This window comes from Mesorhizobium sp. M4B.F.Ca.ET.089.01.1.1, from assembly GCF_004022605.1.
GTDB lineage: Bacteria > Pseudomonadota > Alphaproteobacteria > Rhizobiales > Rhizobiaceae > Mesorhizobium > Mesorhizobium abyssinicae.
The window spans coordinates 12,473-36,836 of record NZ_RZOS01000006.1 but is presented as its reverse complement, the minus strand read 5'-3'; the positions used below and the strand labels follow the sequence as shown (position 1 = coordinate 36,836).

The following is a 24,364-nucleotide window of genomic DNA, read 5'->3' as shown; positions in this document are numbered from 1 at the left end:
GCACCAGCGCTGCAAAGAAGAACAGTATGGGCTCTGTCGCCAATCATCAGCCGCCGCAGCGTTGTTCCAGCCGGCTCAGGCTGTCTACGATTATGTGTCGATGGTTCTCGATGCGGATTACCCCATCGGCTCGCAGCCTGGTCAACTGGCGACTTACCGTCTCGATCGTCAGCCCAAGGAAGTCAGCAATATCGGAGCGTGATAGGGGCAGATCGTAACTTGTCGGCCCAGCCGCGACATCAACGGCCGGATCGATATTCCTGGTGATCATCAGAAGAAAGCTCGCGACCTTCTCCGAGGCTGTCTTGCGCCCCAGCGCCACCATCCAGCTGCGCGCATCGTCAAGCTCGTTCAGCTTCTGCTCAAGCAGGCGATGCTCCAGCTCCTGCGAGTCTTTCATCATCCGCTCGATGACGGTCTTTGGAAATGAGCACAGCGACACCTCTGTCGCAGCTTCGGCATTGATAGCACTTTCCGCCTTGAACGGACGCCCCAAGAAATCCGGCGCGAACTGGAGTCCGACAATTTGCTGCCTTCCGTCCGGAAGGCTTTTTGTCAACTTAACCACCCCGGAAAGCACGTTTGAATAGCGTTCAACAGCTTCGGCATCGCCAACCAACTCACCGCCCGGGGGAACGGCACGCCTCGACGAGGTCTTGGCCAACTTGATCAATTGATTGGGCTCGAGCGCGCCGCACACCCCCCGGTGGCGCGCTTCGCAGGATCGGCAAAGAACGGGGATGCCGGCACTGTGGACATCCTGTCTGATCGTCATTGCATCGCTCGAGCCCAGAGAGAGAAATAGAATACCATACCGCATCTCGTTGCTGTTGCGTCAGTTTGTCCGTGGCGCCAAATGCCTTGATTGAAATCAAGGCTCGCCACACTTGCGCGGGCTACCTTGGCCCCATGCCAGCGAAAGCAATCAAAGACGCACGCCCCGTTTTGACGGCCAATCCGGCAGAGAACGTGCCTCGTTACACGAGTTACCCAACGGCGCCGCACTTTCATCCGGGCGTTGACGCGGTAGTGGTTCGTGGATGGATGGACGCGCTCGAAGGCGATGACGAGATATCATTATATCTGCATATTCCGTATTGCGACCGGCTTTGCTGGTTCTGCGCCTGCCATACCAAGCAGACACGTCACTATGCTCCTGTGGCCACTTTTCTGCACTCCCTACATAGGGAGATCGAAACTGTCGGCAGGCTTGTGAGCGGTCGGGGCAAGGTCCGCGCCGTCCATTTCGGGGGCGGCTCCCCGACGATGCTGAAGCCCGACGACATCCTGGCGCTCGGTAGAGCGTTGCGGGACCGGTTCGACTTTCTCGATGATGCCAGTCTTAGCGTCGAGATCGACCCAAACGATATGGACGAAGGGCGGCTGGATGCCTTCGCTGCGATCGGCATGACGAGAGCGAGCCTTGGCGTCCAGGACTTCGATCCCAAAGTGCAGAGGGCTATCAATCGCGAGCAGAGTTTTGCCCTCACGAGAAGCATTGTCGATGCGGTCCGCGCGCGGGGCGTTGCATCCGTCAATCTGGACCTGCTCTATGGGCTGCCGCATCAGACTTGCGAGAGTGTTGCAACGACCGTCGCCCAGGCGCTGACGCTGGCGCCAGACAGGCTGGCTCTATTCGGCTACGCGCATGTGCCATGGTTCAAGAAGCACCAGACGATGATCGATGAAGCCTGGCTGCCCGATTCCGCCGCACGTCTGGCGCAGTCGCAGCTTACTGCACGACTGATTGTCGAGGCCGGGTACGAGGCCTTGGGATTGGATCATTTCGCAAAACCGGAGGACACGCTGGCCATCGCCGCCCGCGCCGGCAAGATCCGTCGCAATTTTCAGGGCTATACCGAAGACCAATGCGAAACGCTTATCGGTCTTGGCCCCTCCTCGATCAGCCGATACCGGCAAGGCTACGCCCAGAACATCGTTGCGACCGGCGAGTACGAAAAGGCCGTCAATTCCGGACAGGTGGCGACAGCGCGAGGGATTGAATTCAGTGTCGATGATCAGGCGAGAGGCTGGGTCATCGAACGCCTGATGTGCCAATTCGCTTTCTCGGCGACAGACCTTGTCGAACGTTTTGGAAACGTCGGCCAACGGCTACTTTGTGAAGCGAGTCGACTGGCCATTGCCAGCGCAGGACAGGTTCTCCGGCTCGAAGGCGAGAATTTCGTCGTACCGGAGGAAAGCCGTCCGCTTGTCCGGACCGTGGCGGCGAAATTTGACAAATACCTGAAGAATGGAATCGGCCGGCATTCGGCGGCGGTGTGAACCGACGGCTCCAAGCCACAAGTCAAAAGTGCTCGCCAATCCTGAATGGACCGACGCGCGTGCCGGCGGCAATCAGATAAGCAGTCGACCAGCCGATCAGCAGAAACCCGTTGACGCCTTCCAGCGCCGCCAGGATTCGCCAGCCATGGGCGGGCACCACGTCCCCATAGCCGACGGTCGAAAAAGTGATGGTCGAAAAATAAAGCGCCGTCTCGAAGTCGCTCAAGATTCCGAGCAGCCGGTAGATACCAGCCCATAACCAGACTTCTGCCGTCATGACGACAAAAAGCCCCATCACCACGCTGATCATGGCGACGATCCGGCTGCGGCGGCCGTGCATGCGGAAGAGCGCCACAAGATGTGTCATCACGTGAGTGATCGCGATAAGACCGAAAGTGTGGATCAGGACCGTCAGGCTTATGACGATCGTGCCGACGCAAAGATTAAGGATCATGCGAGGAACCTACTGGCCCCGATCGCTTGGAGTCCTTGCGCAAAATCAAGCCCCGCACCGGTCTGGCAGAATCACAGCGCCCGGCGCTTGCCAAGCCGACCTATTCGCTACCACCGGCCGCCGCTGGAGCAAGGCGAAAGAACATCGCAAGCTTCAGACTTGTCGCTATCCGTTCCGCTCGGTCGACAAACACCGCCGCCGTTTCAGGTGCGAAGAGTTCAGCGGCCGTCTCCCCGAACAAATCCTGCCAGATACCGAAATCGGCTTCGGTGACGTCCTGGAGTTTGAGGTGCGCCGGCACCGGGCGGCCGTGATAGTCACCGCTCTTGAGGATGACCGAACACCAGAAGTCGGTCATCTTCTCCAGGTGCGGATCCCAAGCGCCGGTGATCTCGCGCGCGAAGATCGGCCCGAGCCGCTCGTCGCTCCTGACCTTGGCATAGAATTGGCGGACAAGTCTTCCTATTGACGCCCGATCGATGCCGGCGTGGTCCAAAGGTTGTTCTGCGACGGGGCGCACCCTGTCAGTCAATACTGGTTTCACTGTCATCATGCACTTTCGTTTACGGTGCTGTCAGGACAATTCTAGGTGCCGAAGGGCGGCCTGCACGGCACCGGACCGGTCGCGGACAAGCCGGAAACCCAGATTGTCAGGCGGCGTGCCGACCGCGCAACCGCCACTTTTGCCATCGCGGATGAAGTTCGACATGTAAGTGCGATGGAATCCCTCGACAACGTGCACTCCGCAATTGTCGATCGAGCTCGCAATCCCTAAGCCGTCGCTGGCGATAGTTGCGTGGACGTAGCACGTCGAGGTCCATTCCCAGATATTGCCAGCAACGTCCGCCAATCCCTTTGAGTTGGTGCCGAAAGCTCCCTGTACCCTTGGTTCAGGGTCGGGCTTCCGTCCAAGCGAACTCTCGGTGCGGTATTGGGCAAGCCAGCGACGGGCCGGGTTATTGGGGTCGTTTTCTTTACTCTCGATATCGCTCCGGAATCGTTCACCGGCGGCATAGGCCCACTCGGCATCCGTCGGCAGCCGCCATGCATCTCCAGTGCGGTTTGAAATCCAGGTCGCATAGGCTTCCGCATCAATATGGCTTACACCGGTGACTGCAACGTTGCCAATCTTGCGCGGGTCGGCTGGCTTGCAGGCGCCGTCCGCTACGCAGCGTGCATATTCGACGACGCTTACCTGATATTTCATGATCTCCAGCGGCGCATCGATCCATACTTGCACGATGGGCGCCGCGACGGGGTGGTTCTCCTTGAGGAATTCTCCCGGCTCAGCGTGATCGAACACGCCTGGTCTGAGAATCACCATTTCGCTGACGGTTGCCGGTTGAGGGAACTCCATAGATCTGGTGTCGAGCGTATGGGTTATGCCCACGCCGATCAAGGCAGCAGCTGCAATCGTTCCGAAGGCAAAGACTGGGTCGAGGGACATCGCATCAAGTCCGGCTGTGGGTGCAACCCCTTGGCTCCGCCGTGGGATTGCACCGAGGTTCCGATCTCCCGACTACGAAGCGATGACCCTGGGCGCCTCGATCTGCATCATCAGATCGTCGTCCCAGCTGCCGTCGACCGTGAAGTGCGCGCTCCACCGCCTCAATGAGATTGTGGTTCACATAGGCATAGACGCCCGGCTGCAGGAACGTGTAGAGCGCCGCCCCAGCGGACCCGCCACGGATGAACCAGGTTTCCATGTCCTTGGCCGGCGGGTTTGCAAACTTGCCCCCTTCCCAGACGAAGTCGCCATGGCCGCCGATAAGGTGCGGGCGGGTGTCGCGATTGGCCTGCGAGTGCACGATCAGGACAGTCTCGCCGACTTTGGCCTTCATGGCGTTGTCGCCGGTCAGCGATCCTGCCTTGCCGTTGAACACGACATGGGTCGGGATCAACCCGCGCATCACCTTCACTGTGTCGTCATAGTTGTCGCCGGCCGACTCGTACTTCTTGAATTTTCCCTGCTCGTCGCGGGGGATGTAGAAGTCGTTCTCGCCGATATAGTAGATGCGGTCATAGCGGACGGTCTTGCCCTTGTCGTCCTTCAGGCCGTCACGCGGCAGCACCATCACGGCTCCGCTCATCCCCGACACGACATGCCACGGGATCATCGCGCCGCCCGGCGCGCAGTGATAGACGAAGGTTCCCGTTCGCGTTGCCTTGAAGCGCAGCGTGACCTGCTCGCCGGGGTTGATCAGCGTCAGCGCACCGCCGCCTAGCGCGCCGGTCGCCGCATGGAAGTCGATGTTGTGGGCGAGACTGTTGGTGTCCGGGTTGATCAGTGTGAGCTCGAGATAGTCACCCTCATGCACGACCATGAGCGGGCCAGGGATGGAACCATTGTAGGTCATGGCGTTGAGCTGCGTGCCATCGGCATCGATGACCATCGGCTTCTCTTCGACATTCATGGTGAATTCGACGACCTTGGGGCCCCCCTTGGCCACCTGGTCGTGAGCATGCACGAAGGGCGGCGCGACGAGGATCACTTTCTCGCGCGGCAACCCGGCTACATCCTTCGGCTTGGCGGCTGCCATGGCCGGCGTTGCGCCAACGGCGGCAACGGCGGCTGCGGTGAGAACAGAACCAAATAGAGCTTCACGTCTCGTAAGCATCGTCATCTCCTTCGATTGCAACGGTTGAATGCCGTGAGGATAATTGATTTGCAGGTCGCGTCTTTGCGTTTACGCAAATCTCAAAAGAGAAGCCGGGTTGCTCTTGGAAACAGAGCGAGATCACGCGCTCCCAGGAAAATCACGAATGTGACGGAAATGGCCGGACAGACCCCTCCCTGGTCTGCCCGGCCAGTGCCTCCAGCCCGCCATTGCCGGAGGCAGTCCAAGAGATGTCAAATCAGTTCGAAGCAGCCTTGGTCGCTTCGGCGAAGAGTTCGGCAAAGACGGGCTTTGCCTTGCCAACCTGCTTGACGGCTTGCGCCGCATCGAGGTTGACCGGCTTGCCGACGACGATCAGTGCAACCATGCCCATGCCGTAGTGCGGGGCACACTTGACGCCATAGACGCCCTCCTTGGTAAGCGTCACGGTTACTTCTTCGCTTGGCTTGCTCTTGAAAGGCTCGGCGCCGTCCGGGATCATGTCCTTGATGCTCTCGGCGTTGTGGGATTTGTCGGTCGGCACGAACTTGACCGTGTCGCCGGGCGCCGCGCGGACAAAGGCAGGCTGGAAGACCATGGAGCCTTTCTCTCCTTTGTTCAGCATCTGTACGACGTGTTCCGCGGCATTGGCCGGGGCAACGACAGACAGCAGGGCGATCGCTGCGGCAATCAGAGGCAGTTTCATTTGGAAGTCCTTTCTTGAAGTTCATCACGGCATCGACCGTCGTTGATGCTTGTAAGCTGCCGCGCGGCCCCGCGATTTGAGCTGGCGCAAATTGGATGATGAAAAATGACTGGCGGAATCGAGCGCCAGCCGGTCGGCTTTTTTCAGCGAGCGTCCTTGCCACGCGCATGCAGACGCGGCTGCATTAGAATGCCGCCAAACTGGACTGCATAGCCGACGAAGGCGGCCACCCAGAGCACAGCTGAGACATGAAGGAAGATTGAGTAGGAAGGCGCCATGGAAGCCGCCACGCGCAAGATGGCAGCTATGACGATGGCACCGAAAACCGCGCATGTCGCGCTATTTGCTCTCAATTCTCGGCCAGTGTGGCCGAAGGTGGCGCGCGTCATGACGGCAAGCGTCATACAGGCGATCGCGCCCACCGCCAAGGCGTGAATTCCCGCCGCCATTGGGATGGTCTCCGGGGCGAAGGCGGACAGCCCGGTAAGCAGAAGTCCAACCGGTACAAAGACGAATGCGATGTGCAGGATCACAAGCAGGGGGTCGGACAGCGTCCGGGTGCCCGCCCAGCGGGCGAGTCGGACAGCATTGAAGATTGCGCCTGCGATCAGCAGAACGCCGGTACCCTTTGCTTCGGGATAGACGGTCCACGCCGCAAGCCCCGCCGCGGAAAGCGCGATCGTCCCGACATCGTATCTGCCAAAGGGTGTCGGGAGCCGTCCCGGCTTTTCGCGAACCAGCCAATTGCGGGTGAAGCTCGGTATGATGCGGCCGCCGATAACCATGACGAGAATGACGACCGCTCCCAGGCCGAGGCGGCGGCTCGTATCGGATATCCCGACGAAATCGGCTTCGACATGAAACAGGACATTTGCCACCAGAAGGGTCGCGACCGGCAACAGCACCTTGAGGTTCCGCCAGTTTCGACCGGCGATGATTTCCGCCGCTGCTGCAACCACTACGGCAACAAGAAATGAGCAATCTATTACTGCGCTCAGGAGCCAGCCGGTTTCCTGCGAGAAGAACACGGCGACCCGGCCCGCGATCCAGATCGATACCAGCAGGGCCAAGCGGAAATCCTGAACCGGCAGTCGTCCCGTCCAGTTCGGGATTGCGGTAAGCAGGAACCCGGTAATGACTGCCGTCAGATAGCCAAAGAGCAGTTCGTGGATATGCCAATCCACAGGCACAAACAGGCTAAGCGTTGCAAGCTTGCCGTAGTAGAGAGGCAACCACATAAGAATGGCGAGGCCGGCCTGCAGCGAGCCGAGTAGAAAGAAGGGCCGGAAGCCATAGGAAAGAATTGCAGGATAAGCGCTTGGCTGTGTCCGCGGAATTGCCATGATATGCCTCGCCGGGCAGGGATGCCCTCATTGTTCTTCTATCCTATGTCTGACGGGTGCAATTTGCCCCAGCGCAAACAATGCCAGGATCGCAGACGACGGCGAACAGATGGCATCACTTGTCGATGGGCGGTCGTCCGTGACACAGTCTGGAATCGGATTGTTGAAGCCGGGGAGGAATGGCAGTTGGCAAGCCTCGATCGATCGCTGATTGCCGGGTTGTTGGTCTTCGAGGGCATGACTACCGCGGATCTCGATCGAATAGTCGGGCAGGCGAAGTCGATGCGGATCGCTCGGGACCAGCCGGTTTTCGAGCAGGAGCAGGAAGCACATTCCTTTTTCCTACTGCTGGACGGCCACGTGCGCGTGGTGAAATCGACGCCCGACGGTCATGAGGTGACGGTGCGCTACATAAGTCCAGGAGAACTGATGGGCATCGCTTATGCGCTTGGCCGCACCACCTATCCAGCGAACGCAATCGCCGCCGTCGATTGCGTGGTTCTGGCCTGGCCAAGCCATCTCTGGCCGACATTCGCTGCCAGTTTCCCGAGCTTCAGCGCCAACACCTACAAGGCTGTCGGCACAAGGCTCCAAGATGCCCATGCGCGTGTCATCGAGATGGCCACCGAGCAGGTGGACCAGCGCGTCGCCCATGCGCTGCTCAAGCTGGTCAAGCAGACTGGCAAGAAGACCGTAGAAGGAATTCTCATCGACTTCCCCATCTCACGACAGGACATTGCCGAGATGACGGGCACGACACTCCATACGGTGAGCCGGCTGCTGTCGGCATGGGAAGACCAGGGATTGGTCAAAAGCGGGCGTCAAAAGGTGACCGTAGTCGAACCTCACCGGCTCCTTCTGATCGCGGAAGGCCGTGCCGAGAAAAGCTAGTCGGGGTCGGAATTCTCTATCGCCGCCTGCAAATCACTATTGAGTTGTTCCTCGTCCAGATCGTGCTCCCGTGCTGCGTCGGAAACGGTGTGGAACGAAGCAATCGGGCAGCCGACGCAAAGCATGCCGTGCTGTAGCAGGACCCGGACGGCGGCCGGCGACCCGTGCATGATTTCGTCCATCGTCGCATCGTCGTTGATCTTGCTTTTCATGCCGCTTGCTCGCGTCTTGGAAGCGGGTATCTTGCATCCTCTTTCCGGGAGGCTCGTTGCGCTGAGACAAAGAGCAAGCAGCTTGCTGCACCCCCTCGCGTCTGAACTACGCAGATCGTCGACCGCGTCAGAAACGGCTTGGCCGTCCCAATGGTTACGAAGCGGTTCGCCAAAATTCATTCAGGAAGCAGATCCGGCCACTCAGCGACCGTTTTTCCTCCACGCAATGGCAGCTTCGCGCCTGATATCGGCCGATGCGGTAAGGTTTGGCGTTTCCCAAAAGAGGTCATTGCTACCGGCCTTGGGGAGGCCAATTGTGATCAATTCAGATCGCTGGGCCGCGCCGCTGAAGCGATCGATCCTGAAATCATCGAGCGGCGTTTCGTTACGACCGGTCGTAATGAGTTCGGCCACGGCATCGCCGACGGCCGGACCGAGTTGGGCCGTGTGCGCAGAAGCCGAAGGCGTGGAACAGTCCCGGCGTCGTCGACGCTCGCATTCGCGGTAGGACTAGCATACGCTCGCTGCCGAAGCTTCGACCTATGGGGCAGGCAGGACACAGGCATGGAGCGACGCCTCACCGCAATTCTTGCTGCCGACGTCGTCGGCTACAGCCGCCTCATGGGAGCCGACGAGGTTGGCACGCTTGCACAGCTGAAGAGGCTTCGCGCTGAAGTGATCGAGCCCAAGATCACAGCATCGCACGGACGCATCGTCGGTTCCGCTGGCGACAGCCTTCTTGTCGGATTCGCCAGCGCAGTCCACGCGGTGCAGTGTGCGGTCGAAGCCCAGGAGAGTTTGGCCGCTCTCAATGCAAGTTTGCCCGAAGACAAGCGCATGACTTTCCGCATGGGCGTGAATTTGGGCGACGTGATTGCACAGGACGATACGATCTACGGTGATGGCGTGAACATCGCCGCGCGGCTCGAGAAGCTTGCGGAACCTGGCGGCGTCTGCATCGCGAGCAACGTCTACGAGCAGGTCAAAGGCAAACTGGACTATGCCTACACCGACCTCGGCAGCCATCAGGTCCACAACATCGTGGAGGCGGTGCGCGCCTATCGGGTCAGTCGAGCAAAACCCACTTCGGCATTCTCGACAAGGGACACGCTGACGCTTCCCGAAAAACCGTCCATCGCGGTCTTGCCATTCGACAACATGAGTGGCGACCCCGAGCAGGGCTACTTCGCTGACGGCATGGTTGAGGAGATCATCACCGCGCTGTCCCGGACGCGCTGGCTGTTCGTCATCGCGCGCAACTCGAGCTTTACCTACAAGGGACGGGCAGTGGACATCAAGCAGGTCGGACGCGAGCTTGGTGTGCGCTACGTGCTTGAAGGGAGCGTGCGCAAGGCGGCGAGCAGGATTCGCATCACCGGGCAGCTTATCGACGCGACAACGGGAGCACATCTATGGGCCGACCGTTTCGACGGCGGGCTGGAGGACGTTTTTGACCTGCAGGAGGAAGTGACCCGCAGTGTCGTTGGAGCGATCGCTCCGAAGCTGGAACAGGCAGAGATCGAGCGGGCCAAGCGCAAGCCGACCGAGCACCTTGACGCTTACGACTACTATCTGCGCGGGATAGCAAGCCTCCACCAGTTGACCAGGGAATCCACCGCAGACGCCCTTCAGTTGTTTTACAAAGCCATCGAACTCGACCCTGAATTTGCCTCGGCATACGGCATGGCCGCCTGGTGTGCCGTCATGCGCAAGGCCAACGGCTGGATGACGGATCGCAAGCAGGAAACCGCCGAAACCGAGCGCCTGGCTCTGAAGGCCGTGGATTTGGGCAGGGATGACGCGATCGCTCTTTCCCGCGGCGGGACCGCGCTCGCCTACGTCGTGGGCGACAATAATAGCGGAGCAGCGTTCATTGATCGCGCGCTTGCGCTCAATCCGAACCTGGCTACCGCGTGGCTATTCAGCGGCTGGGTCAGAGCCGACCTCGGCGATACGGAAACCTCACTCCGGCACCTGGCGACCGCGATACGCATGAGCCCCGTCGACCCGCTCATGTTCGACATGCAGAATGCGGTTGCAGTGGCTCATCTCTTCGCTGGTCGATTTGAGGAGGCATCATCTTGGGCTGAAAGGTCGTTGCGGGAAAAGCCGGACTTTTTGGGGTCGTTGCGCTTTGCGGCTGCAAGCTATGCTCACGCGGGCCGAACCGAGGATGCGCAAAAAGTGGTGAGCCGAATGCTCGCCCTCGATCCCGGCCAACGAATTTCCAATCTCGCCGACGTCGTTTCAACTAGCCGTCCGGCCGATATGGCTCTGCTTGCGGAAGGTTTGCGAAAGGCGGGGCTGCCGGAATAGCGCTGCCCGGGCTGGCGCATCGATCGCGTGTTGGTAGTTATGACGTGGGCAGCCTGGTGGCACGATGTCGCCGCCAGATAGCAACCAGATCCGTCATGTCGGCGGCCCTCGCGACCAATGGGGTTGGGGTTTCGATTAGCCCAAGCGGCGCAGGCGATCGCTCATTGGCTGGAAGTCACGTGTGCCTGCCAGGGGTCCCCGGATAATTGAGATTCGGGGGCTCCGGCGGAGAATTGGTCTCCGCCGGAGCACGCAACGTCACTTCATCAGGTCGGTCCAGATACGGGTATAGAGTTCGTCGACCTCGGCGGGGCAGACTTCCTGCCAGCCGCCGGCGGCAATGTACTCCGCCGGAATGTTCAACTCGGGCGCGGCCTTGATGTCGTCGCGCATGAATTGGGTCGAGCCCTTGATGCCGTTGGCATAGGTCGCGAAGTTCGAAATCAGGGCCGCGTTTTCAGGCGCCATGATGAAGTTCAGGAACTTCTTGGCATTGTCCGGATGCGGCGCGTCGGCGAGAATTGCTACGCTGTCCATGAACAGCGAATAGCCTTCCTTGGGGAAGCCGAGCTTTATGTCGGCATTGACCTGCCGCGCCCGGAATGCGGCGCCATTGTAGTAGAGCTGGGCCAGCGTATCGCGGCTGTCCATCTTTTCGATGCCGTAATCCATCGAGACCCAGGACTTCTTGGCTTCAAGCAGCTTGTCTCGAACCTTCTTCAGCAGCGCCTTGTCTCCGGTGCACCAAGTGCCGCCCACGTACCGGATGGCGGCATAGAGAACATCGTTCTTCTCGGGCACGACATTGATCTTGCCCTTCAGTTCCTGCGGCGGATCGAGCCAGATTGCGCTGGTGTTGATGTCACCCTTGTAGACGGAAGTGGCAACGACCGGCCCAGTCATACCCCACTGCCACGGCACAGAGTAATGACGGCCCGGATCCCAGCTGACATTCACCCAGCGTTCGTCGACATTCTTGAAATTCGGCATCTGGTCGGGCCGCGATTCAAGGAGGAGCCCCTCTTTGATCCAGATCGGCACGAAATTGGCCGACGGAACCACCATGTCGAAACCCGAGCCGCCCGCCCTGACCTTGGACAGCGCGGTATCGTTGGAGTCGTAGTCCGTCACCGTGACCTTGATGCCGGTTTCCTTCTTGAATTTTTCCAGGAGTTCCGGGCTGGTGTAGTTGCCCCAGTTGTAGAGGCTCAATTCTTCCTCCGCGAGGGCCGCTGAACTTGCTGCCGCGAGCAGCATCGCCGATGTCAGCGCCGTCAATATGGATCGCATGCTTGTCACTCCTCTGTAAGGTTGCTTATTTTTTGCGGTTGATCAGATGCACGGCCGTCACTAGAAGGATCGAGGGCACCAGAAGCATGGTGGCGGCAGCATTGACTTCGGGGGTCATGTCTCGACGGATCTGACCCAGCATGTAGGTCGGCAGGGTTTCCTGTCCGCCGGACTTCACCAGATCGGTGATGACGACATCATCGAGCGAAATGACGAAGGCCAGCATGAAACCCGCTACGATGCCGGGCGCCAGCCTCGGAAGCGTCACATGCAGGAACGCCTTCCACGGATCCGCATAGAGATCGGCTGCCGCGGTTTCGAGGGTCAGATCCATGCCTTCCAGCCGAGCGCGGATCGGCAGATACGCAAACGGGATGCAGAAGGCCGTGTGCGCCAGGACCAGATAGCCGGTGCCCGAGTAGCCGGTTGCCGACTTGACTGCGGCGAACACGATCAGAAGCGAGATGGCCGTTACGATTTCAGGAACGATCAGAGGCTGGTTGATCAGGGCGTAGGAGACCAACTGCCCGCGATAGGCGTCGGTTCGGGTCATGGCAATGGCAGCCATCGTGGCCATGACGGTCGCCAGGACGCCGGCCACGGTGGCAAGAAACAAAGAGAAGAGGGCTGCGTTAATGATCAGGTCGTTGTGCCAGGCCTTGACGAACCAATCGAACGAGAAGCCGCCCCAGACGCCGAGCGAGGAGGTCGCGTTGAAGGCGAACACGACGAGGATGAGGATCGGCAAATAGAGAGCGACGATCGCCGATCGCGCAATGATGCTGAAGCCTGGCTGCGCCTTCAAATCGAATGCGTGCTGACTAGCCGCCATGCGCATTCTCCTTACCCGAACTTCCGCGGATGTAGATGATGAGCGCCACTGTCACGATCACCAGGAGGCAGATGGACAGTGCTGCCCCGAGGGGCCAGTTTCGACCCTGACCGAACTGCAGTTCGATCAGGTTGCCCATCATCATGTTCTTTCCCCCGCCCAGGACGCGCGGCGTCACATAGGCGCCGATTGCGGGGATGAAGACGAGGATCGATCCGGCGATCAGGCCCGGCTTGCAGGAGGGGATGACGATATGCCAAAGCACCTTTGAGCGCGTCGCATAAAGATCGTACCCTGCCTCAACAAGGTTGAAATCCATCCGCTCGAGGCTCGCATAGATCGGCAGCACCATGAGCGGCAGGTAGACGTAGACGAGCCCCAGGAGAACCGCCCCGTCCGTGAAAAGCATCTGCATGGGCTTGTCGATCAACCCGGCCCAGATGAGGATGTTGTTGACCGGCCCCTGATTGGACAGGAGGCCCATGATCGCGAAGGTGCGGATCAGAAGATTGGTCCAAAAGGGGATCGTGATCAGCAGCATCCATTGCGACCGGACCTGCTCGGGCCGGGTGGCGATGTAATAGGCGGTCGGGAAGCCGATGAGCAGCGTGGCCAGCGTCGCTACCAGTGCCAGTTTGATGGAACGCCAGAAGATGATGAGATTGGCGTCGGCCAGTACGAGCGTGTCGTCAAAGGGATCCCGCTCCACAAAGACATTCGTCCAGCCGTCGAGGCTGAAGTGACCGAGCGCGACCCCGCCGAAGGCACCCTTTGCCATCACCGAATAGACAAGCATCACTGCAAGCGGCCCGACAGAGGCGATCACGATGGTCGCTAGCGCCGGCGCCTTGAGCAACCAGCGGCGCCGGCCTTCGGCGGTTCGGCGTGTGGCCGCCATCTCAGCGATGCTGGACATGGTCGCCTCCGAGCAGCCGGGCGCTATGGCTATGGATTCGCAGCCATACCTGTGTGCCGGACGTCCTGATTTTCTCTTGTTCCGGGCTGTTGGTCAGGCGGGCCGTGAAAGTCGAACCGTCGTTCAGGCGCAATTGAAGGCGGGTGTCCGTCCCAACGAAAACCTCGTCCTCGACGACTGCAGGAATGCAGTCCGATGACGGGGAGTCGAGGACGTCGACATGTTCCGGGCGGATCAGGACCTGAACCGTCCCGTCGCCGGAAGTTCCGGCTTTGCCGTAGGCGGTAGCGACAGCGCCAGCAATTCTGACCTGGTGAGCATCCGCAGCTGCCTGCCCGACAAGCCGGCCGCTCAGAATGTTCGATTCCCCGATGAAGTCGGCGACGAACCTGTCCACCGGAGCGTTGTAGATCTCCCGAGGACGGCCAACCTGGAGCACCCGTCCACGGTTCATGACGGCAATGCGATCGGACATTGCCAAGGCCTCCTCCTGGTCGTGCGTCACGAAGATAAAAGTGATGCCGGTTTCGGTTTGGAGCCGCTTCAGTTCGACCTGCATTTCCTTTCTCAGCTTGTAGTCGAGGGCCGACAACGGTTCATCGAGCAAAAGCACTTCCGGTTGCGGAGCCAGAGCGCGGGCCAGGGCGACACGCTGCTGTTGCCCGCCGGAAATCTCACTGGTCCGACGGTCGGCAAGCGTTTCCATCCGCACGAGTTTCAGCATCGCGGCCACGCGATCCACGCTCCTGGACTTCGTCCAGCCCAGCATTTTCAGTCCGAAACCGATGTTCTCGGCGACAGACATGTGGGGAAAGAGTGCGTAGTTCTGGAAAACCGTGTTGATGGGCCGCCGAAACGGCGGAAGCGCCGCAATGTCCTTGCCGCGGAGCAGGATTTGTCCATTGGTCGGAAAGTTGAACCCGGCGATCAGCCTCAGAAGGGTCGTTTTTCCGCAGCCGGACGGCCCCAGCAACGTAAAGAACTCGTTTTCGGCAATGTCGATCGACACGTCGTCAAGCGCCAGAAAGGCCGAAGCGCCGGTCCCATAACTCTTATGCAGGCCGATCGCCTGGACCGCCAGGCGACGATCCGCGGTTTGCGGCTGGATGGGTTGGGACAATGCCAGCATATCAGGCCTCGAAGGTCACGCGACCGCCGCAGACGGTGAGTGCGGGTGAGAGGGTGTTGATCTCCTCGGGTGAAACGGCCTCGATATCGCCGGATAGGAGGACAAAATCGGCGAAATGACCGGGTTTGAGTTGTCCCTTCCGGTCCTCAGCGTGTTCGGCATAGGCGCCTTCGATCGTATAGGCCGCAATCGCCTCGTGGACGGTGTAGCTCTGGTCTGGCAGATGCGGCGCCCAGGGCTTGCGGTTGACGGCCGCGTGGATGCCAGCCAGGACATCAATCCGCGCCACTGGCCAATCCGACGCGAAGACAACATGGGCTCCCGCCTGCTTTAAGGTCCGCCAGGCATAGGCAAGCGGCCAGCGATCGGGCCCGATGCGGGTCTTGGCCGGTTCAAGCGGGAAATCCATCACGCCTGGGGGATGCGGCGGCTGCATGGATGCGATCGCGCCAAGGGCAGCAAAGCGCGGAATGTCGCTGGGCTGGATGACCTCGATATGCTCGACCCGGTGGCGCGCGTCCCGCGGGCCATTGGCCTTCATGGCGGCTTCATAGCCGTTCAGGACCGAGCGCACCGCGCCGTCGCCGATCGCGTGCACGGCGATCTGCAAACCGCGCCGGTCCGCCTCGATCGCCATTTCCGTGAATTGGGCCTGGGTGAAGAGCGGTTCCCCGGTGAAGTCGGGCCTGTCAGCATAGCCGTCGACGAGATAAGCGGTGTAGCCTTCGATCACGCCGTCATAAAACGCCTTCACGAGACCGGAATTCAGCCAGTCTCCGCGATAGTCGTCATTCATGCGGGACGCCTTTTCCAGCATGGCCACCGTCATGAAGTTCTTGAAATGGAAGGGAACCTTGACGCGGCAGAGCAGGGCGCCCTGTTCCTGGATCTCGGTGAGCAGTTCCAGCGTGTAAAGATTTCCGTCCATGTTGTGGATCGACGTGATCCCGTGCCTGGCGCACCAGGCCAGGGCGGCTTTTATGGATGCCCGGTCCAGCGCCCTTTCCTCTGGCGTTGGCGGTTCGGGCGGCTCGCCTCCCGTGGAAAGCCCCAGCGACGAACGAAAGGTGCCGGCATAGACATTGACCGGTCCGAAGGCCTCGACTTCGCGCAGTTCGCCGGTGGCGAGGGCGTCCCCGCCCATGACCACCTCGTTGCCGGGCCCCAGTGCCTTTCCATGGAGAAGCCCGACTTCCTTGAGCAGTATGGTATTCGCCCACATCGTGTGATGGTCGAAGGCCACGAAGGCCAGCGGCCGGTCATCGAGAATGCTGTCGAGGAAATGCCGGTCGATCGGCCTGCCGTCGAGCATGTCGTAATCGGCACCTTGGCAGAAAAGGACCTTCGCCTCCGGATTTGCCGCCGCGTGAGCCCGCACTTTGTCGCGGATCGCGGCTTCACCCTTCGTGCCCGTGAGCAACAGGTCATTGAGGATGGCGCCGCCGCCAAACACATGCATGTGCGCTTCGATGAAGCCCGGCAGCACGCTTCGGCCGGCAGCGTCGATTATCCGCGTCGAATTGCCGGCAAGCGGCAGCACATCGGTTGCGTGGCCAACAGCGAGAACTCGTCCGTTGGCGATTGCCATCGCAGAAGCCGCCGGCCGGGCCGGGTCCATGGTCAGAATTCTTGCGTTCGTGACCACCATGTCAGCTTGCATCAATGACGTTCCCCCAGCCTGCCCAATTCCCCTTCCGGGTAGGGCAGCAATTGACTACACTTTTTGCATACTTTGTTGTATACACTATGCGCTTGCGAATGCGCGAGTCAACCGGTACCTATTTGCCGCGTTGACGCCAGCCGGTGTTAGGAGCCCCGATGAACGACGTTGCCCGCGGCCATTTGCGTCAGTCGACCTATGAATCGATTAAGGCGATGATCGTGACCGGGCAGCTGTCACCGGGCAGGCGAATTACGGAACTCGAGCTCGTCGAACAGCTTCAGGTCAGCCGGACGCCGGTGCGCGAGGCGCTCAATCGATTGGAGCGTGACGGGCTTGTGGTCGAACGTCCCCGCACCGGATTTGCGGTGGTTCAATTTGACGAGACGATGCTTCGGAATGTGTTCGACATCCGGGCTGAGCTGGACGCCTATGCGACGACCTTGGCGATCGCCCGCATCACCCGCGATGAAGTGGAACTGCTGCGCGGCTTGGTCGCGGACTGCGAGCGCCTGGCGCAAACCGATTCGGCTCCTCGCGCCCGGCTGGAAGAGATGCAGACCGGCATGGAAATCCATCGCGCAATCGCGCGATTTAGCGCCAACGCCATGCTCGCGGAAATGCTGAACGGACTTTTGGACAAGTGCCAGGTCTATGTCTGGATGGAGTTGACCCAGTTGAACGACTGGAAGGCGGCGCGTGACGACCATCACATGATCGTTGAAGCGATCGCTGCCGGGGACGCCGACACGGCCTGCCGCGAATCCCGCCGTCATATCCGGCAATCGAGGGATGGCATCCTGGACCTCATGCTCAGGCAGCGCGATCTGCGCGACCTGTATCTATCCCGGACCGAGGAGTTGCAGACGCGACCGGGTCTGGCTGTCTAGGCTTCGCAAAATTGACGTTTCTGCTGGTGTCATCTGCCGGGACATCTGGCGCTGTGTGACGTGGCGGATGCGGACATGCCATCGACGCTTGTCCCGACCATTCGGCGAGGAATTGGCAGGGAGACGCCGGCACCATGATGCACTCGGACCAGATCCATATCGATGCGGATATCGTTCGCGCGATCGTCTTCGAGCAGTTCCCGGAGCACCGCCACGAGAAGATCGAGCAGCTTGGCGCGATCGGTACGGTCAATGCAATCTTCAGGATCGGATCGAGTGTAGCGGCAAGATTCCCGCTGCGTGCGATGGCGCCTGTCGAGTGCGCCAATATGCTGCGCAACGAAGCCGCGGCCATGACCGAGTTTGCCGCGCATTCTTCGGTTGCCTGTCCTCGACCGCTCGGGCTTGGTCAACCGGGCCCGCTCTATCCGCTGCCTTGGGCAATGCAGAGTTGGATAGAAGGTGACGTTGCCACGCACGATGGGCTTGCTGCTTCCGCGACCTTCGCACGCGACATTGCCAGGCTGATTGCGTCGCTGCGGGCAGCGACCACGGATGGACGTCGTTTTGATGGGCAAGGGAGGGGCGGCAGTCTTCCGGACCACGACGAGTGGATGTCGATCTGTTTCAACAACAGCGAGGGTCTCCTGGACGTGTCTCGGCTCCGTCGCATCTGGGCTCGGCTGCGTGAACTGCCGCCGTCCGGTCCCGACGTTATGGGCCATCGCGATCTTATTCCGGCCAACCTGCTCGTGCGTGGGGACCGCCTTGTTGGTGTGCTCGACTGCGGCAGCTTCGGACCGGCCGACCCGGCCTTGGATCTTGTCGCCGCATGGCATCTTTTTGATCGCAGTCGGCGCGAAACCGTGCGTGCCCATCTTGGATCAAGCCAGCTCGAGTGGCAGCGCGGAGCGGCATGAGCCTTCCAGCAGGCGATGGGCCTGGTCTGGTACTATCGGAGCACCAACCCCGCCATGAGTGCCCTTGGCCGCTCGACGCTCTCCCGCATCATCGACGATCTGGAAATCTGATCCGAACCTGGGCGTCGTTCGGGCCTAAGTTCCTTCACAAGCGCAGGGACCCTCCGTAGCGACAGCTCATGACCGCTCGTGCAGCAAGGCGGCGTGAGCGACCAATGCATCGATGATCACGCGCATGCGCGGCGGTACGACGCGGCCGGCGCTCCACAGCAGGTGGATGGGGGGCAGTGTCCACGGCCGAGCTCATCAGCACTGGCACCAGCTCGCCGCGACGCAAGCTGTTGCCAGCGAGCCAGTCGGGCAGGAAGGCAATGCCGCAGCCGGCGACCGCCGCCTGCAACAGCGCATCGCCGTCGCCGATCATCAGCCTGGCTTGCGGCTGGTAGAGCATGGTTCCGTTGCCATCGGGCAGTGGCCATGGGTTGATGAAGTCGCGCCGGCCGTAGACCAGCAGCGCATGCTGGGCCAGCCCTTGAATATCGGCGGGGGTCCCGGCCGTGGCCAGGTAGGCGGGGCTGGCGCACAACAGCGAACGCTGCGTGCCCAGCCGCCGGGCGGTCAGTGAGGCATTGTCCGCGAGAGGGCCGAGGCGCACGGCGAGGTCGATGCCGTCGTCGACAAGGTCGGAGCGGTGGTCATCGAAGCCGATCTCGAGCCGGAGCGCCGGATGGTCCTTGGCCAGCCCGAACAGCACCGGCGCCACCCAGCGGCGGCCAAAGGCCAGCGGCAGAGCTAGCCGCACCACGCCCGCCGGCGCCTGTCGTCCGGCGGCGATGACGTCCTGTGCCTCGCTGAGCCCCGCAAGCGCGCGCCGGCAGGCCTCGTAGTAGATCTCGCCGTCGGCCGTCAGGCTCAAGCGGCGGGTTGTCCGGTTGAGCAGGCGCACGCCCAGCCGCTGCTCGAGCTGCAGCACCTTGCGACCGACGGCCGATTTGGTCAGGCGTAGCCGCGCCGCCGCTGCGGTAAAGCTGCCCGCATCGACGGCTTGGACGAAGGCGAGGGCGCCCTCAAGGCTGCCAGCTATGAGGTTCATTGTATATCCAGTCGCAACGATCTTCCGACAAATTCGCACCATTGTAGCTGGATGCGCGATGGTAATATAGGCCGGATGGAGATGCGCAATGGATGACATGACTGAAGCCTGGCGCATGACCGGGTTTGGGCTCGACAAGCTGGTACGCGGGGCGGTGCCGTTGCCGTCGGTCGGCCGGCGCGCGCTGTTGGTCGCGGTGCGCGCGGTGGCGCTCAACTTCAAGGACCTGCTGTTGATCGATGGCAAGTTGCCGGCGATGTCGCTGCCCTTCGTGCCGGCGTCGGACGCGGTGGGCGAGGTGGTCGCCATCGGGTCTGAAGTGACGCGTTTCCGCGTCGGCGACCGCGTGTTAGGGCAGGTGATTGCCGACTGGGCCGACGGCGATGGGCCGCCGGTGTTGCACAGACAGACGCTGGGGTTGTCGCTGCCGGGCGTGCTGGCGCGCCACGTCGTGTTCGGCGAGGACGCCGCCGTGCCGGCGCCGGCTTCGCTTGGCGACGAGGAAGCAGCGACTTTGCCAATCGCGGCGCTCACCGCTTGGTCGGCGTTGGTCGAGTCCGGCCGGTCGCGGCCGGGCACGACTGTGCTTATCGAAGGAACCGGCGGCGTGGCGCTATTTGCACTGCAATTCGCGCTGGCCTTCGGGCAAGTCCCTATCCTGCTGTCGCGCCACGCCGACAAGCTCGAACGCGCCCGGATGCTAGGGGCAAGGCTCTGCCTCGACACCGGCGCCAATCCCGACTGGAGCGCACAGGTGCGGACGCTTAGGGGCGGGCGCGGGGTCGACCATGTCCTGGAGCTGATCGGCGGCGCCAATCTGCGGCAATCGATCGAGACAGTGGCAGCCGGCGGGCTTGTATCCCTCATCGGCCAGCTGGCGGGTACCGAACTGGCCGTGCCGACGCCGGTGCTGACGCGCAACCGCATTACGCTGCAGGGCATCGCCACGGGCTCGCGACGGCAGTTCGAGCACATGAATGTGGCAATCGAGGCGCTGGGCGTCAGACCGGTGATCGATGCCGTCTATCCCTTCGAGGCGGTCCACGAGGCTTTCGATCACCAGCGGCGCGGGCCGTTCGGCAAGGTTGTGATCAGTATGGGCTAGATGCCGAGCTAGACAGGCATCCCACCCTGATCGTTTTCGCGACGCCGTTGCAGAGCTTCCCTTAGAAGCAAGATTCTCGACGCTGGCCTGGCCGTGATGTTCCGCCAAGGCTATCACGGCGCGGGCGTCAGAGATGTCGTTGCGGAGGCCGGTGTCGCCCAGGGCTCGTTTACGAACCACTTTCGATCGAAAGAGGATTTCGCCGCCGAGGTTTTGGACCTGTATTTTGCCTCGATCCAAAAGCGGATCTCCGAGTCGCTCCTTGATGCTGGTCTTGCGCCCCGGCAACGACTGCTGCGGTACCTGGACATCATCTCGGATCAGCTCGCTGCCGATGGCTATGTGCGGGGCTGTCTGATCGGCGACTTCAGCCTGGAGGTGGTCCAGGAGAGCGAGCCGCTGCGCCAACATCTCGTCGCGATGTACCGGGAGTGGCTTCAGCCTTTTGGCGACTGCATCGCGGAGGCCCAGGCTGCCGGGGAAATCGACAGCACGTTCACTCCACGGGATCTGGCGGAGTTTCTTCTTGCCTCCTGGGAAGGCGCGATCCTGCGCATGAAAGTGGAGCGTTCCGGCGAACCGCTCCGACGCTTCAAGGACATCGCCTTCGCTACCGTTTTTGGTCCGCCATAATTTTCCGATTTGACACTAAGGGGTGGCAAAAACGTCTATCAGGATCTGGCTTTTCGCCACTCCTCGTACTCTCCGCGGGCATCGTCATGCAGCGGATAATAGCGTTGCAACGACCCGCCCTGCATGAGCTTTTCGCGCGAGAATTCCTCCCAATCGTGATGCTTCTGCGCCTCTTCGATCACCTTCGCGGCCATTGCGACGGGAACCACCACCACCCCGTCATCGTCGGCAACGATGATGTCGCCGGGGATCACCGTGACATTGCCGCATGCAATCGGAACGTTGAGGGCATTGGGATAGATGCTGGTCTGCACATGGTAATTGGGCGTCCAGCCGCGCAGCCATAGGGGCAGATCGAGCTTCTCGACATTGGGCCGATCGCGCATGCACCCATCGATGACGATGCCAGCGCCGCCTCTGCCCTTGAAATACGTCGACATCATATCGCCGAAGACACCCGAACTCATGTCACCGCGCGCGTCGACCACGACCACGTCGCCCTCCTGAGCGTGGTAGAGCACGTGCCGGTGCAATTGCGTCTCCGGATCGGCATATTCTCCCTCGTTGAAGAGGTCGGGCCGCTGCGGCAGGAACTGCAGCGTCAGCGCCGGGCCGACGATCGACTTGCCGTGGTTCTGCGCCACCGGACCGACCATATGCGGATTGCGGAAGCCCATGTGACCAAGCGTGCCGGCAACGGTCGCGGCGCCGATCTCCCTCAGCGCGTCGATCAGGTCCTTGGACGGCCGGGTGATGTCGGGGCTATGCGTCATGGTGGACTCCGGTTGACGTTGCGCTACCAGTTCGTGACAGAACCATCGCGGCGCTTGAGGTGGGGTGCTTCCCAGAAACGGAAACTCTGCGCCTGGATCGCCGCCTCGTTGATCTCGACGCCGAGCCCCGGCAGATCGCTGACCGGATAGTCGGGGCCGTCGAGCTGTGGTTGCACCGGGAAGAACTCGGAACTGTCGAAGCCCAGCTTTCTTTCCGGCGCCCTGGTCTCGAGCCAGGCGAAATTCGGCACTGCGGCGGCGAGATGTATGGTCGCGGCGGTGCACACCGGACCAAGGGGATTGTGCGGCATCAGGTCCAGATAGTGCGCTTCGCTCCAGCCCGCGACCTTCATCGCTTCGGTGAGCCCGCCGACGTTGCAGACATCGAGCCGATTGAACTGATGGATGCCGCGCTCGATGTAGGGCAGGAATTGCCACTTGCTGGCAAATTCCTCGCCGATGGCGAATGGGATGTCGGTCATCGTACGCAGGGATTCGTAGGCCTCCGGCGTCTCGTCCCGTATCGGCTCCTCGAGGAAATCGAGCACGCCGCGGCCGAGCTTGTTGCAGAAGCTTGCCGCCTCGGCCACCGACAGCCGATGATGGTAGTCGATGCCGAGCACGAGGTCGTTGCCCAGCGCCTCGCGCGCCCTGTTCAGCATGCTTGCGGTAGCGCCGATCGACTCGCGCGGCTCGAAGATGTCCCTGCTGCTTTGCCCGACGGGAAAGAAGCGTATCGCCTGCCACCCCTGCGCGCGCAGTTCCCCGGCTCGTTCGATGGCGGCATCGCCCTCGGCCTCGTCACCGGTCGAGGCGAAGGTCGGGATGCGGTCGCGCTGCTTGCCGCCGAGCAGCTCATAAACCGGCACCCCCAGCGCCTTGCCCTTGATGTCGTGAAGGGCGATGTCGATGGCCGAGATGGCCGCCTGCAGGACGCGCCCGCCTTCGAAGTACTGGCTGCGATAGATCTCTTGCCAGATCCGGCCGATCTGCATCGGGTCACGGCCGATGAGGAACTCGCGATAGTGCTCGATCGCGCCGGCCACGGCTTTCTCGCGACCGCTCAAGCCGCTCTCGCCCCAGCCGAAGATGCCCTGATCGGTCTCGATCTTGACCAGCATCTGGTTGCGGGTCCCCACCCACACCGGATAGGGCTTGATCGCCGTGATCTTGAGCTTCGTGGTCATTCACACTCGTTCCACACGCATCCGCCCTGTCTCAGTTGGCCTCGAGGGCCATCTCCGTTTCGCCGTCGAACAGGTGGATGCGCTCCTGGTCGAACTCGAGCCAGATCTGCTCGTCGGGTGCGACGGCGATGGTGGGGGACACGCTGATATTGACGATCGCGCCGGAGAGGAACGCTTGCACGAAGGTGATGTCTCCGGTCGGTTCCACAGTGTAGGCTTTGGCCGGGATGGCGCCGGGAACGGCGCTCTTGTGCAGCTTGATCGTCGAATGTCGGGCACCGAGCACGACCTTCCTGGTGGTCGCTCCCTGGACCTTGCGCGCGTTGAGTTCCGACAGTGCAAGGCTCCAGCCTTCAGCGCTCGTCAGAGCGGTGGCGCCGTTGGCCGTCGATGCCTCCAGCGGAATGAGGCTCATGGCCGGGCTGCCCACGAAGCTCGCGACGAACATGTTGGCGGGATGGGCGAAAACTTGTGCCGGCGAATCGTATTGCTGCAGATAGCCGCCGTTCATCACGGCCATCCTGTCTGCCATGGTGACGGCCTCCAGCTGGTCGTGCGTCACGTAGACGATCGTCGCCTCGAGGTCCTGATGGAAGCGCTTGATTTCGGACCGCATCTGCACGCGCAGCTTTGCGTCGAGATTGGAGAGCGGTTCGTCCATCAGGAATACCGCCGGATCTCGAACCAGCGCGCGGCCGAGCGCCACGCGCTGCTGTTGCCCGCCCGAAAGTTCGCGCGGCTTGCGCTCAAGCAGTTGCGTCATGTCGAGCACCCGCGCCGCTTCCCTGACCTTCCTGTCGATCTCGTCCTTGGGCAGCTTGCGCATCTGCAGCGGGAAGGCGAGGTTCATATAGACCGACTTTTGCGGATAGAGCGCATAGTTCTGGAACACCATAGCGATGTCCCGGTCCTTGGGGTCGAGGTCGTTGACCACCCGGTCGCCGATGAGGATGTCGCCCGATGTGATCGGGATCAGCCCAGCGATGAGGTTGAGTGTTGTTGTCTTGCCGCAGCCTGAAGGGCCGACGAGCGCAACGAACTCGCCGTCATCGACCGTCAGCGAAACCTCGTTGACGGCTTTGAAGCCGCCATAGGTCTTGACGAGATCTTTGAGGACCACGTGGGCCATCGGCA

General features: G+C 61.3%; 23 protein-coding genes and 2 pseudogenes. 7 read left to right on the top strand and 18 right to left on the bottom strand.

Annotated elements, in window-relative coordinates; all coding sequences use genetic code 11:
• Positions 1-46: 46 nt before the first annotated feature.
• Positions 47-775 carry a Crp/Fnr family transcriptional regulator gene (locus EN780_RS01385; RefSeq protein ID WP_128271729.1) on the bottom strand — a complete coding sequence of 243 codons (729 nt, stop codon included), beginning with the start codon at positions 773-775 and terminating at the stop codon, positions 47-49.
• Positions 776-909: 134 nt separating this feature from the next.
• Between EN780_RS01385 and hemN the strand changes: the two genes are divergently transcribed.
• Positions 910-2,283 (top strand): oxygen-independent coproporphyrinogen III oxidase, encoded by a 1,374-nt coding sequence (gene hemN / locus EN780_RS01380; protein WP_128271737.1) that lies wholly within the window; start codon positions 910-912, stop codon positions 2,281-2,283.
• A gap of 22 nt (positions 2,284-2,305) precedes the next feature.
• Here the strand turns inward: hemN and EN780_RS01375 are convergent, their stop codons facing one another.
• From EN780_RS01375 to EN780_RS01350, 6 genes and pseudogenes are all read right to left on the bottom strand, one after another.
• Positions 2,306-2,737 carry a potassium channel family protein gene (locus EN780_RS01375; protein WP_127284771.1) on the bottom strand — a complete coding sequence of 144 codons (432 nt, stop codon included), beginning with the start codon at positions 2,735-2,737 and terminating at the stop codon, positions 2,306-2,308.
• A gap of 100 nt (positions 2,738-2,837) precedes the next feature.
• A complete protein-coding gene (locus EN780_RS01370; protein WP_127284783.1) occupies positions 2,838-3,287 on the bottom strand; it encodes a group III truncated hemoglobin in 450 nt (149 codons plus the stop codon).
• A gap of 24 nt (positions 3,288-3,311) precedes the next feature.
• Positions 3,312-4,184: a formylglycine-generating enzyme family protein gene (locus EN780_RS01365; RefSeq protein WP_128271727.1), complete on the bottom strand. Its 873-nt coding sequence runs from the start codon at positions 4,182-4,184 to the stop codon at positions 3,312-3,314.
• A 72-nt stretch (positions 4,185-4,256) separates the two neighbouring features.
• Positions 4,257-5,355: pseudogene (nirK, locus tag EN780_RS01360) on the bottom strand (copper-containing nitrite reductase).
• A 238-nt stretch (positions 5,356-5,593) separates the two neighbouring features.
• A complete protein-coding gene (locus EN780_RS01355; RefSeq protein ID WP_128271725.1) occupies positions 5,594-6,040 on the bottom strand; it encodes a pseudoazurin in 447 nt (148 codons plus the stop codon).
• 143 nt (positions 6,041-6,183) lie between these two features.
• Positions 6,184-7,383 carry an NnrS family protein gene (locus EN780_RS01350; RefSeq protein WP_128271723.1) on the bottom strand — a complete coding sequence of 400 codons (1,200 nt, stop codon included), beginning with the start codon at positions 7,381-7,383 and terminating at the stop codon, positions 6,184-6,186.
• Between the two features lie 186 nt (positions 7,384-7,569).
• On the opposite strand from EN780_RS01350, the gene EN780_RS01345 reads away from it, so the two are divergent.
• Positions 7,570-8,274 (top strand): Crp/Fnr family transcriptional regulator, encoded by a 705-nt coding sequence (locus tag EN780_RS01345; protein WP_127284776.1) that lies wholly within the window; start codon positions 7,570-7,572, stop codon positions 8,272-8,274.
• Here the strand turns inward: EN780_RS01345 and EN780_RS01340 are convergent.
• Together EN780_RS01340 and EN780_RS01335 are read right to left on the bottom strand one after the other, a co-directional pair.
• Positions 8,271-8,486: a DUF1858 domain-containing protein gene (locus tag EN780_RS01340; RefSeq protein ID WP_127284777.1), complete on the bottom strand. Its 216-nt coding sequence runs from the start codon at positions 8,484-8,486 to the stop codon at positions 8,271-8,273. The genes EN780_RS01345 and EN780_RS01340 overlap by 4 nt on opposite strands.
• Before the next feature lie 345 nt (positions 8,487-8,831).
• Positions 8,832-8,994, bottom strand: a pseudogene (locus EN780_RS01335) (FAD-binding oxidoreductase); the annotation flags it as partial.
• Positions 8,995-9,050: 56 nt separating this feature from the next.
• On the opposite strand from EN780_RS01335, the gene EN780_RS01330 reads away from it, so the two are divergent.
• Positions 9,051-10,802 (top strand): adenylate/guanylate cyclase domain-containing protein, encoded by a 1,752-nt coding sequence (locus EN780_RS01330; protein WP_128271721.1) that lies wholly within the window; start codon positions 9,051-9,053, stop codon positions 10,800-10,802.
• Positions 10,803-11,060: 258 nt separating this feature from the next.
• Here the strand turns inward: EN780_RS01330 and EN780_RS01325 are convergent, their stop codons facing one another.
• The 5 genes from EN780_RS01325 to EN780_RS01305 are packed head-to-tail and all read right to left on the bottom strand — an operon-like array spanning position 11,061 to position 16,629.
• On the bottom strand, positions 11,061-12,092 hold the full coding sequence (locus tag EN780_RS01325) for an extracellular solute-binding protein (protein WP_127308713.1): 1,032 nt from the start codon (positions 12,090-12,092) through the stop codon (positions 11,061-11,063).
• Positions 12,093-12,117: 25 nt separating this feature from the next.
• Entirely contained in the window at positions 12,118-12,924 is an 807-nt protein-coding gene (locus EN780_RS01320) for an ABC transporter permease (protein WP_128271719.1), read from the bottom strand.
• The gene (locus tag EN780_RS01315) at positions 12,914-13,840 is read right to left on the bottom strand and encodes an ABC transporter permease (protein WP_127284780.1); all 927 of its coding nucleotides are present in this window, start codon (positions 13,838-13,840) and stop codon (positions 12,914-12,916) included. The genes EN780_RS01320 and EN780_RS01315 overlap by 11 nt, the downstream gene beginning before the upstream one ends.
• Complete coding sequence (locus EN780_RS01310) at positions 13,824-14,969, bottom strand: ABC transporter ATP-binding protein (RefSeq protein ID WP_127308714.1); 1,146 nt, start codon at positions 14,967-14,969, stop codon at positions 13,824-13,826. Before EN780_RS01310 ends, EN780_RS01315 begins: the two co-directional genes overlap by 17 nt.
• Position 14,970: 1 nt before the next feature.
• Positions 14,971-16,629, bottom strand: coding sequence for an amidohydrolase (locus tag EN780_RS01305; RefSeq protein ID WP_128271717.1), 1,659 nt, complete (start codon positions 16,627-16,629; stop codon positions 14,971-14,973).
• 158 nt (positions 16,630-16,787) lie between these two features.
• Here EN780_RS01305 and EN780_RS01300 point away from each other — a divergent pair, with 158 nt between their 5' ends.
• Positions 16,788-17,519 (top strand): GntR family transcriptional regulator, encoded by a 732-nt coding sequence (locus tag EN780_RS01300; RefSeq protein WP_128271715.1) that lies wholly within the window; start codon positions 16,788-16,790, stop codon positions 17,517-17,519.
• 134 nt (positions 17,520-17,653) lie between these two features.
• Positions 17,654-18,439 carry an aminoglycoside phosphotransferase family protein gene (locus EN780_RS01295; RefSeq protein WP_245499842.1) on the top strand — a complete coding sequence of 262 codons (786 nt, stop codon included), beginning with the start codon at positions 17,654-17,656 and terminating at the stop codon, positions 18,437-18,439.
• A gap of 145 nt (positions 18,440-18,584) precedes the next feature.
• On the opposite strand, the gene EN780_RS01290 is transcribed toward EN780_RS01295, so the two are convergent.
• The gene (locus tag EN780_RS01290) at positions 18,585-19,532 is read right to left on the bottom strand and encodes a LysR family transcriptional regulator (RefSeq protein ID WP_245499841.1); all 948 of its coding nucleotides are present in this window, start codon (positions 19,530-19,532) and stop codon (positions 18,585-18,587) included.
• A gap of 88 nt (positions 19,533-19,620) precedes the next feature.
• On the opposite strand from EN780_RS01290, the gene EN780_RS01285 reads away from it, so the two are divergent.
• Positions 19,621-20,637, top strand: coding sequence for an NAD(P)-dependent alcohol dehydrogenase (locus EN780_RS01285; protein WP_210215014.1), 1,017 nt, complete (start codon positions 19,621-19,623; stop codon positions 20,635-20,637).
• Between the two features lie 72 nt (positions 20,638-20,709).
• On the top strand, positions 20,710-21,270 hold the full coding sequence (locus EN780_RS01280) for a TetR/AcrR family transcriptional regulator (protein ID WP_281035331.1): 561 nt from the start codon (positions 20,710-20,712) through the stop codon (positions 21,268-21,270).
• Positions 21,271-21,308: 38 nt separating this feature from the next.
• Here the strand turns inward: EN780_RS01280 and EN780_RS01275 are convergent, their stop codons facing one another.
• The 3 genes from EN780_RS01275 to EN780_RS01265 are packed head-to-tail and all read right to left on the bottom strand — an operon-like array spanning position 21,309 to position 24,359.
• Positions 21,309-22,043, bottom strand: coding sequence for a ribonuclease activity regulator RraA (locus EN780_RS01275; RefSeq protein ID WP_128271711.1), 735 nt, complete (start codon positions 22,041-22,043; stop codon positions 21,309-21,311).
• A 23-nt stretch (positions 22,044-22,066) separates the two neighbouring features.
• Entirely contained in the window at positions 22,067-23,230 is a 1,164-nt protein-coding gene (locus tag EN780_RS01270; protein ID WP_128271709.1) for a mandelate racemase/muconate lactonizing enzyme family protein, read from the bottom strand.
• Between the two features lie 31 nt (positions 23,231-23,261).
• Positions 23,262-24,359: an ABC transporter ATP-binding protein gene (locus tag EN780_RS01265; protein WP_127282686.1), complete on the bottom strand. Its 1,098-nt coding sequence runs from the start codon at positions 24,357-24,359 to the stop codon at positions 23,262-23,264.
• Positions 24,360-24,364 lie beyond the last annotated feature (5 nt).

Bases quoted from the DNA above. Each gene is read 5' to 3' on its own strand.
- EN780_RS01385 (WP_128271729.1), bottom strand. From the start codon at position 775: ATGACGATCAGACAGGATGTCCACAGTGCCGGCATCCCCGTTCTTTGC.
- hemN (WP_128271737.1), top strand. From the start codon at position 910: ATGCCAGCGAAAGCAATCAAAGACGCACGCCCCGTTTTGACGGCCAAT.
- EN780_RS01375 (WP_127284771.1), bottom strand. From the start codon at position 2,737: ATGATCCTTAATCTTTGCGTCGGCACGATCGTCATAAGCCTGACGGTC.
- EN780_RS01370 (WP_127284783.1), bottom strand. From the start codon at position 3,287: ATGACAGTGAAACCAGTATTGACTGACAGGGTGCGCCCCGTCGCAGAA.
- EN780_RS01365 (WP_128271727.1), bottom strand. From the start codon at position 4,184: ATGTCCCTCGACCCAGTCTTTGCCTTCGGAACGATTGCAGCTGCTGCC.
- EN780_RS01355 (WP_128271725.1), bottom strand. From the start codon at position 6,040: ATGAAACTGCCTCTGATTGCCGCAGCGATCGCCCTGCTGTCTGTCGTT.
- EN780_RS01350 (WP_128271723.1), bottom strand. From the start codon at position 7,383: ATGGCAATTCCGCGGACACAGCCAAGCGCTTATCCTGCAATTCTTTCC.
- EN780_RS01340 (WP_127284777.1), bottom strand. From the start codon at position 8,486: ATGAAAAGCAAGATCAACGACGATGCGACGATGGACGAAATCATGCAC.
- EN780_RS01330 (WP_128271721.1), top strand. From the start codon at position 9,051: ATGGAGCGACGCCTCACCGCAATTCTTGCTGCCGACGTCGTCGGCTAC.
- EN780_RS01325 (WP_127308713.1), bottom strand. From the start codon at position 12,092: ATGCGATCCATATTGACGGCGCTGACATCGGCGATGCTGCTCGCGGCA.
- EN780_RS01320 (WP_128271719.1), bottom strand. From the start codon at position 12,924: ATGGCGGCTAGTCAGCACGCATTCGATTTGAAGGCGCAGCCAGGCTTC.
- EN780_RS01315 (WP_127284780.1), bottom strand. From the start codon at position 13,840: ATGTCCAGCATCGCTGAGATGGCGGCCACACGCCGAACCGCCGAAGGC.
- EN780_RS01310 (WP_127308714.1), bottom strand. From the start codon at position 14,969: ATGCTGGCATTGTCCCAACCCATCCAGCCGCAAACCGCGGATCGTCGC.
- EN780_RS01305 (WP_128271717.1), bottom strand. From the start codon at position 16,629: ATGCAAGCTGACATGGTGGTCACGAACGCAAGAATTCTGACCATGGAC.
- EN780_RS01300 (WP_128271715.1), top strand. From the start codon at position 16,788: ATGAACGACGTTGCCCGCGGCCATTTGCGTCAGTCGACCTATGAATCG.
- EN780_RS01295 (WP_245499842.1), top strand. From the start codon at position 17,654: ATGATGCACTCGGACCAGATCCATATCGATGCGGATATCGTTCGCGCG.
- EN780_RS01290 (WP_245499841.1), bottom strand. From the start codon at position 19,532: ATGAACCTCATAGCTGGCAGCCTTGAGGGCGCCCTCGCCTTCGTCCAA.
- EN780_RS01285 (WP_210215014.1), top strand. From the start codon at position 19,621: ATGGATGACATGACTGAAGCCTGGCGCATGACCGGGTTTGGGCTCGAC.
- EN780_RS01275 (WP_128271711.1), bottom strand. From the start codon at position 22,043: ATGACGCATAGCCCCGACATCACCCGGCCGTCCAAGGACCTGATCGAC.
- EN780_RS01270 (WP_128271709.1), bottom strand. From the start codon at position 23,230: ATGACCACGAAGCTCAAGATCACGGCGATCAAGCCCTATCCGGTGTGG.
- EN780_RS01265 (WP_127282686.1), bottom strand. From the start codon at position 24,359: ATGGCCCACGTGGTCCTCAAAGATCTCGTCAAGACCTATGGCGGCTTC.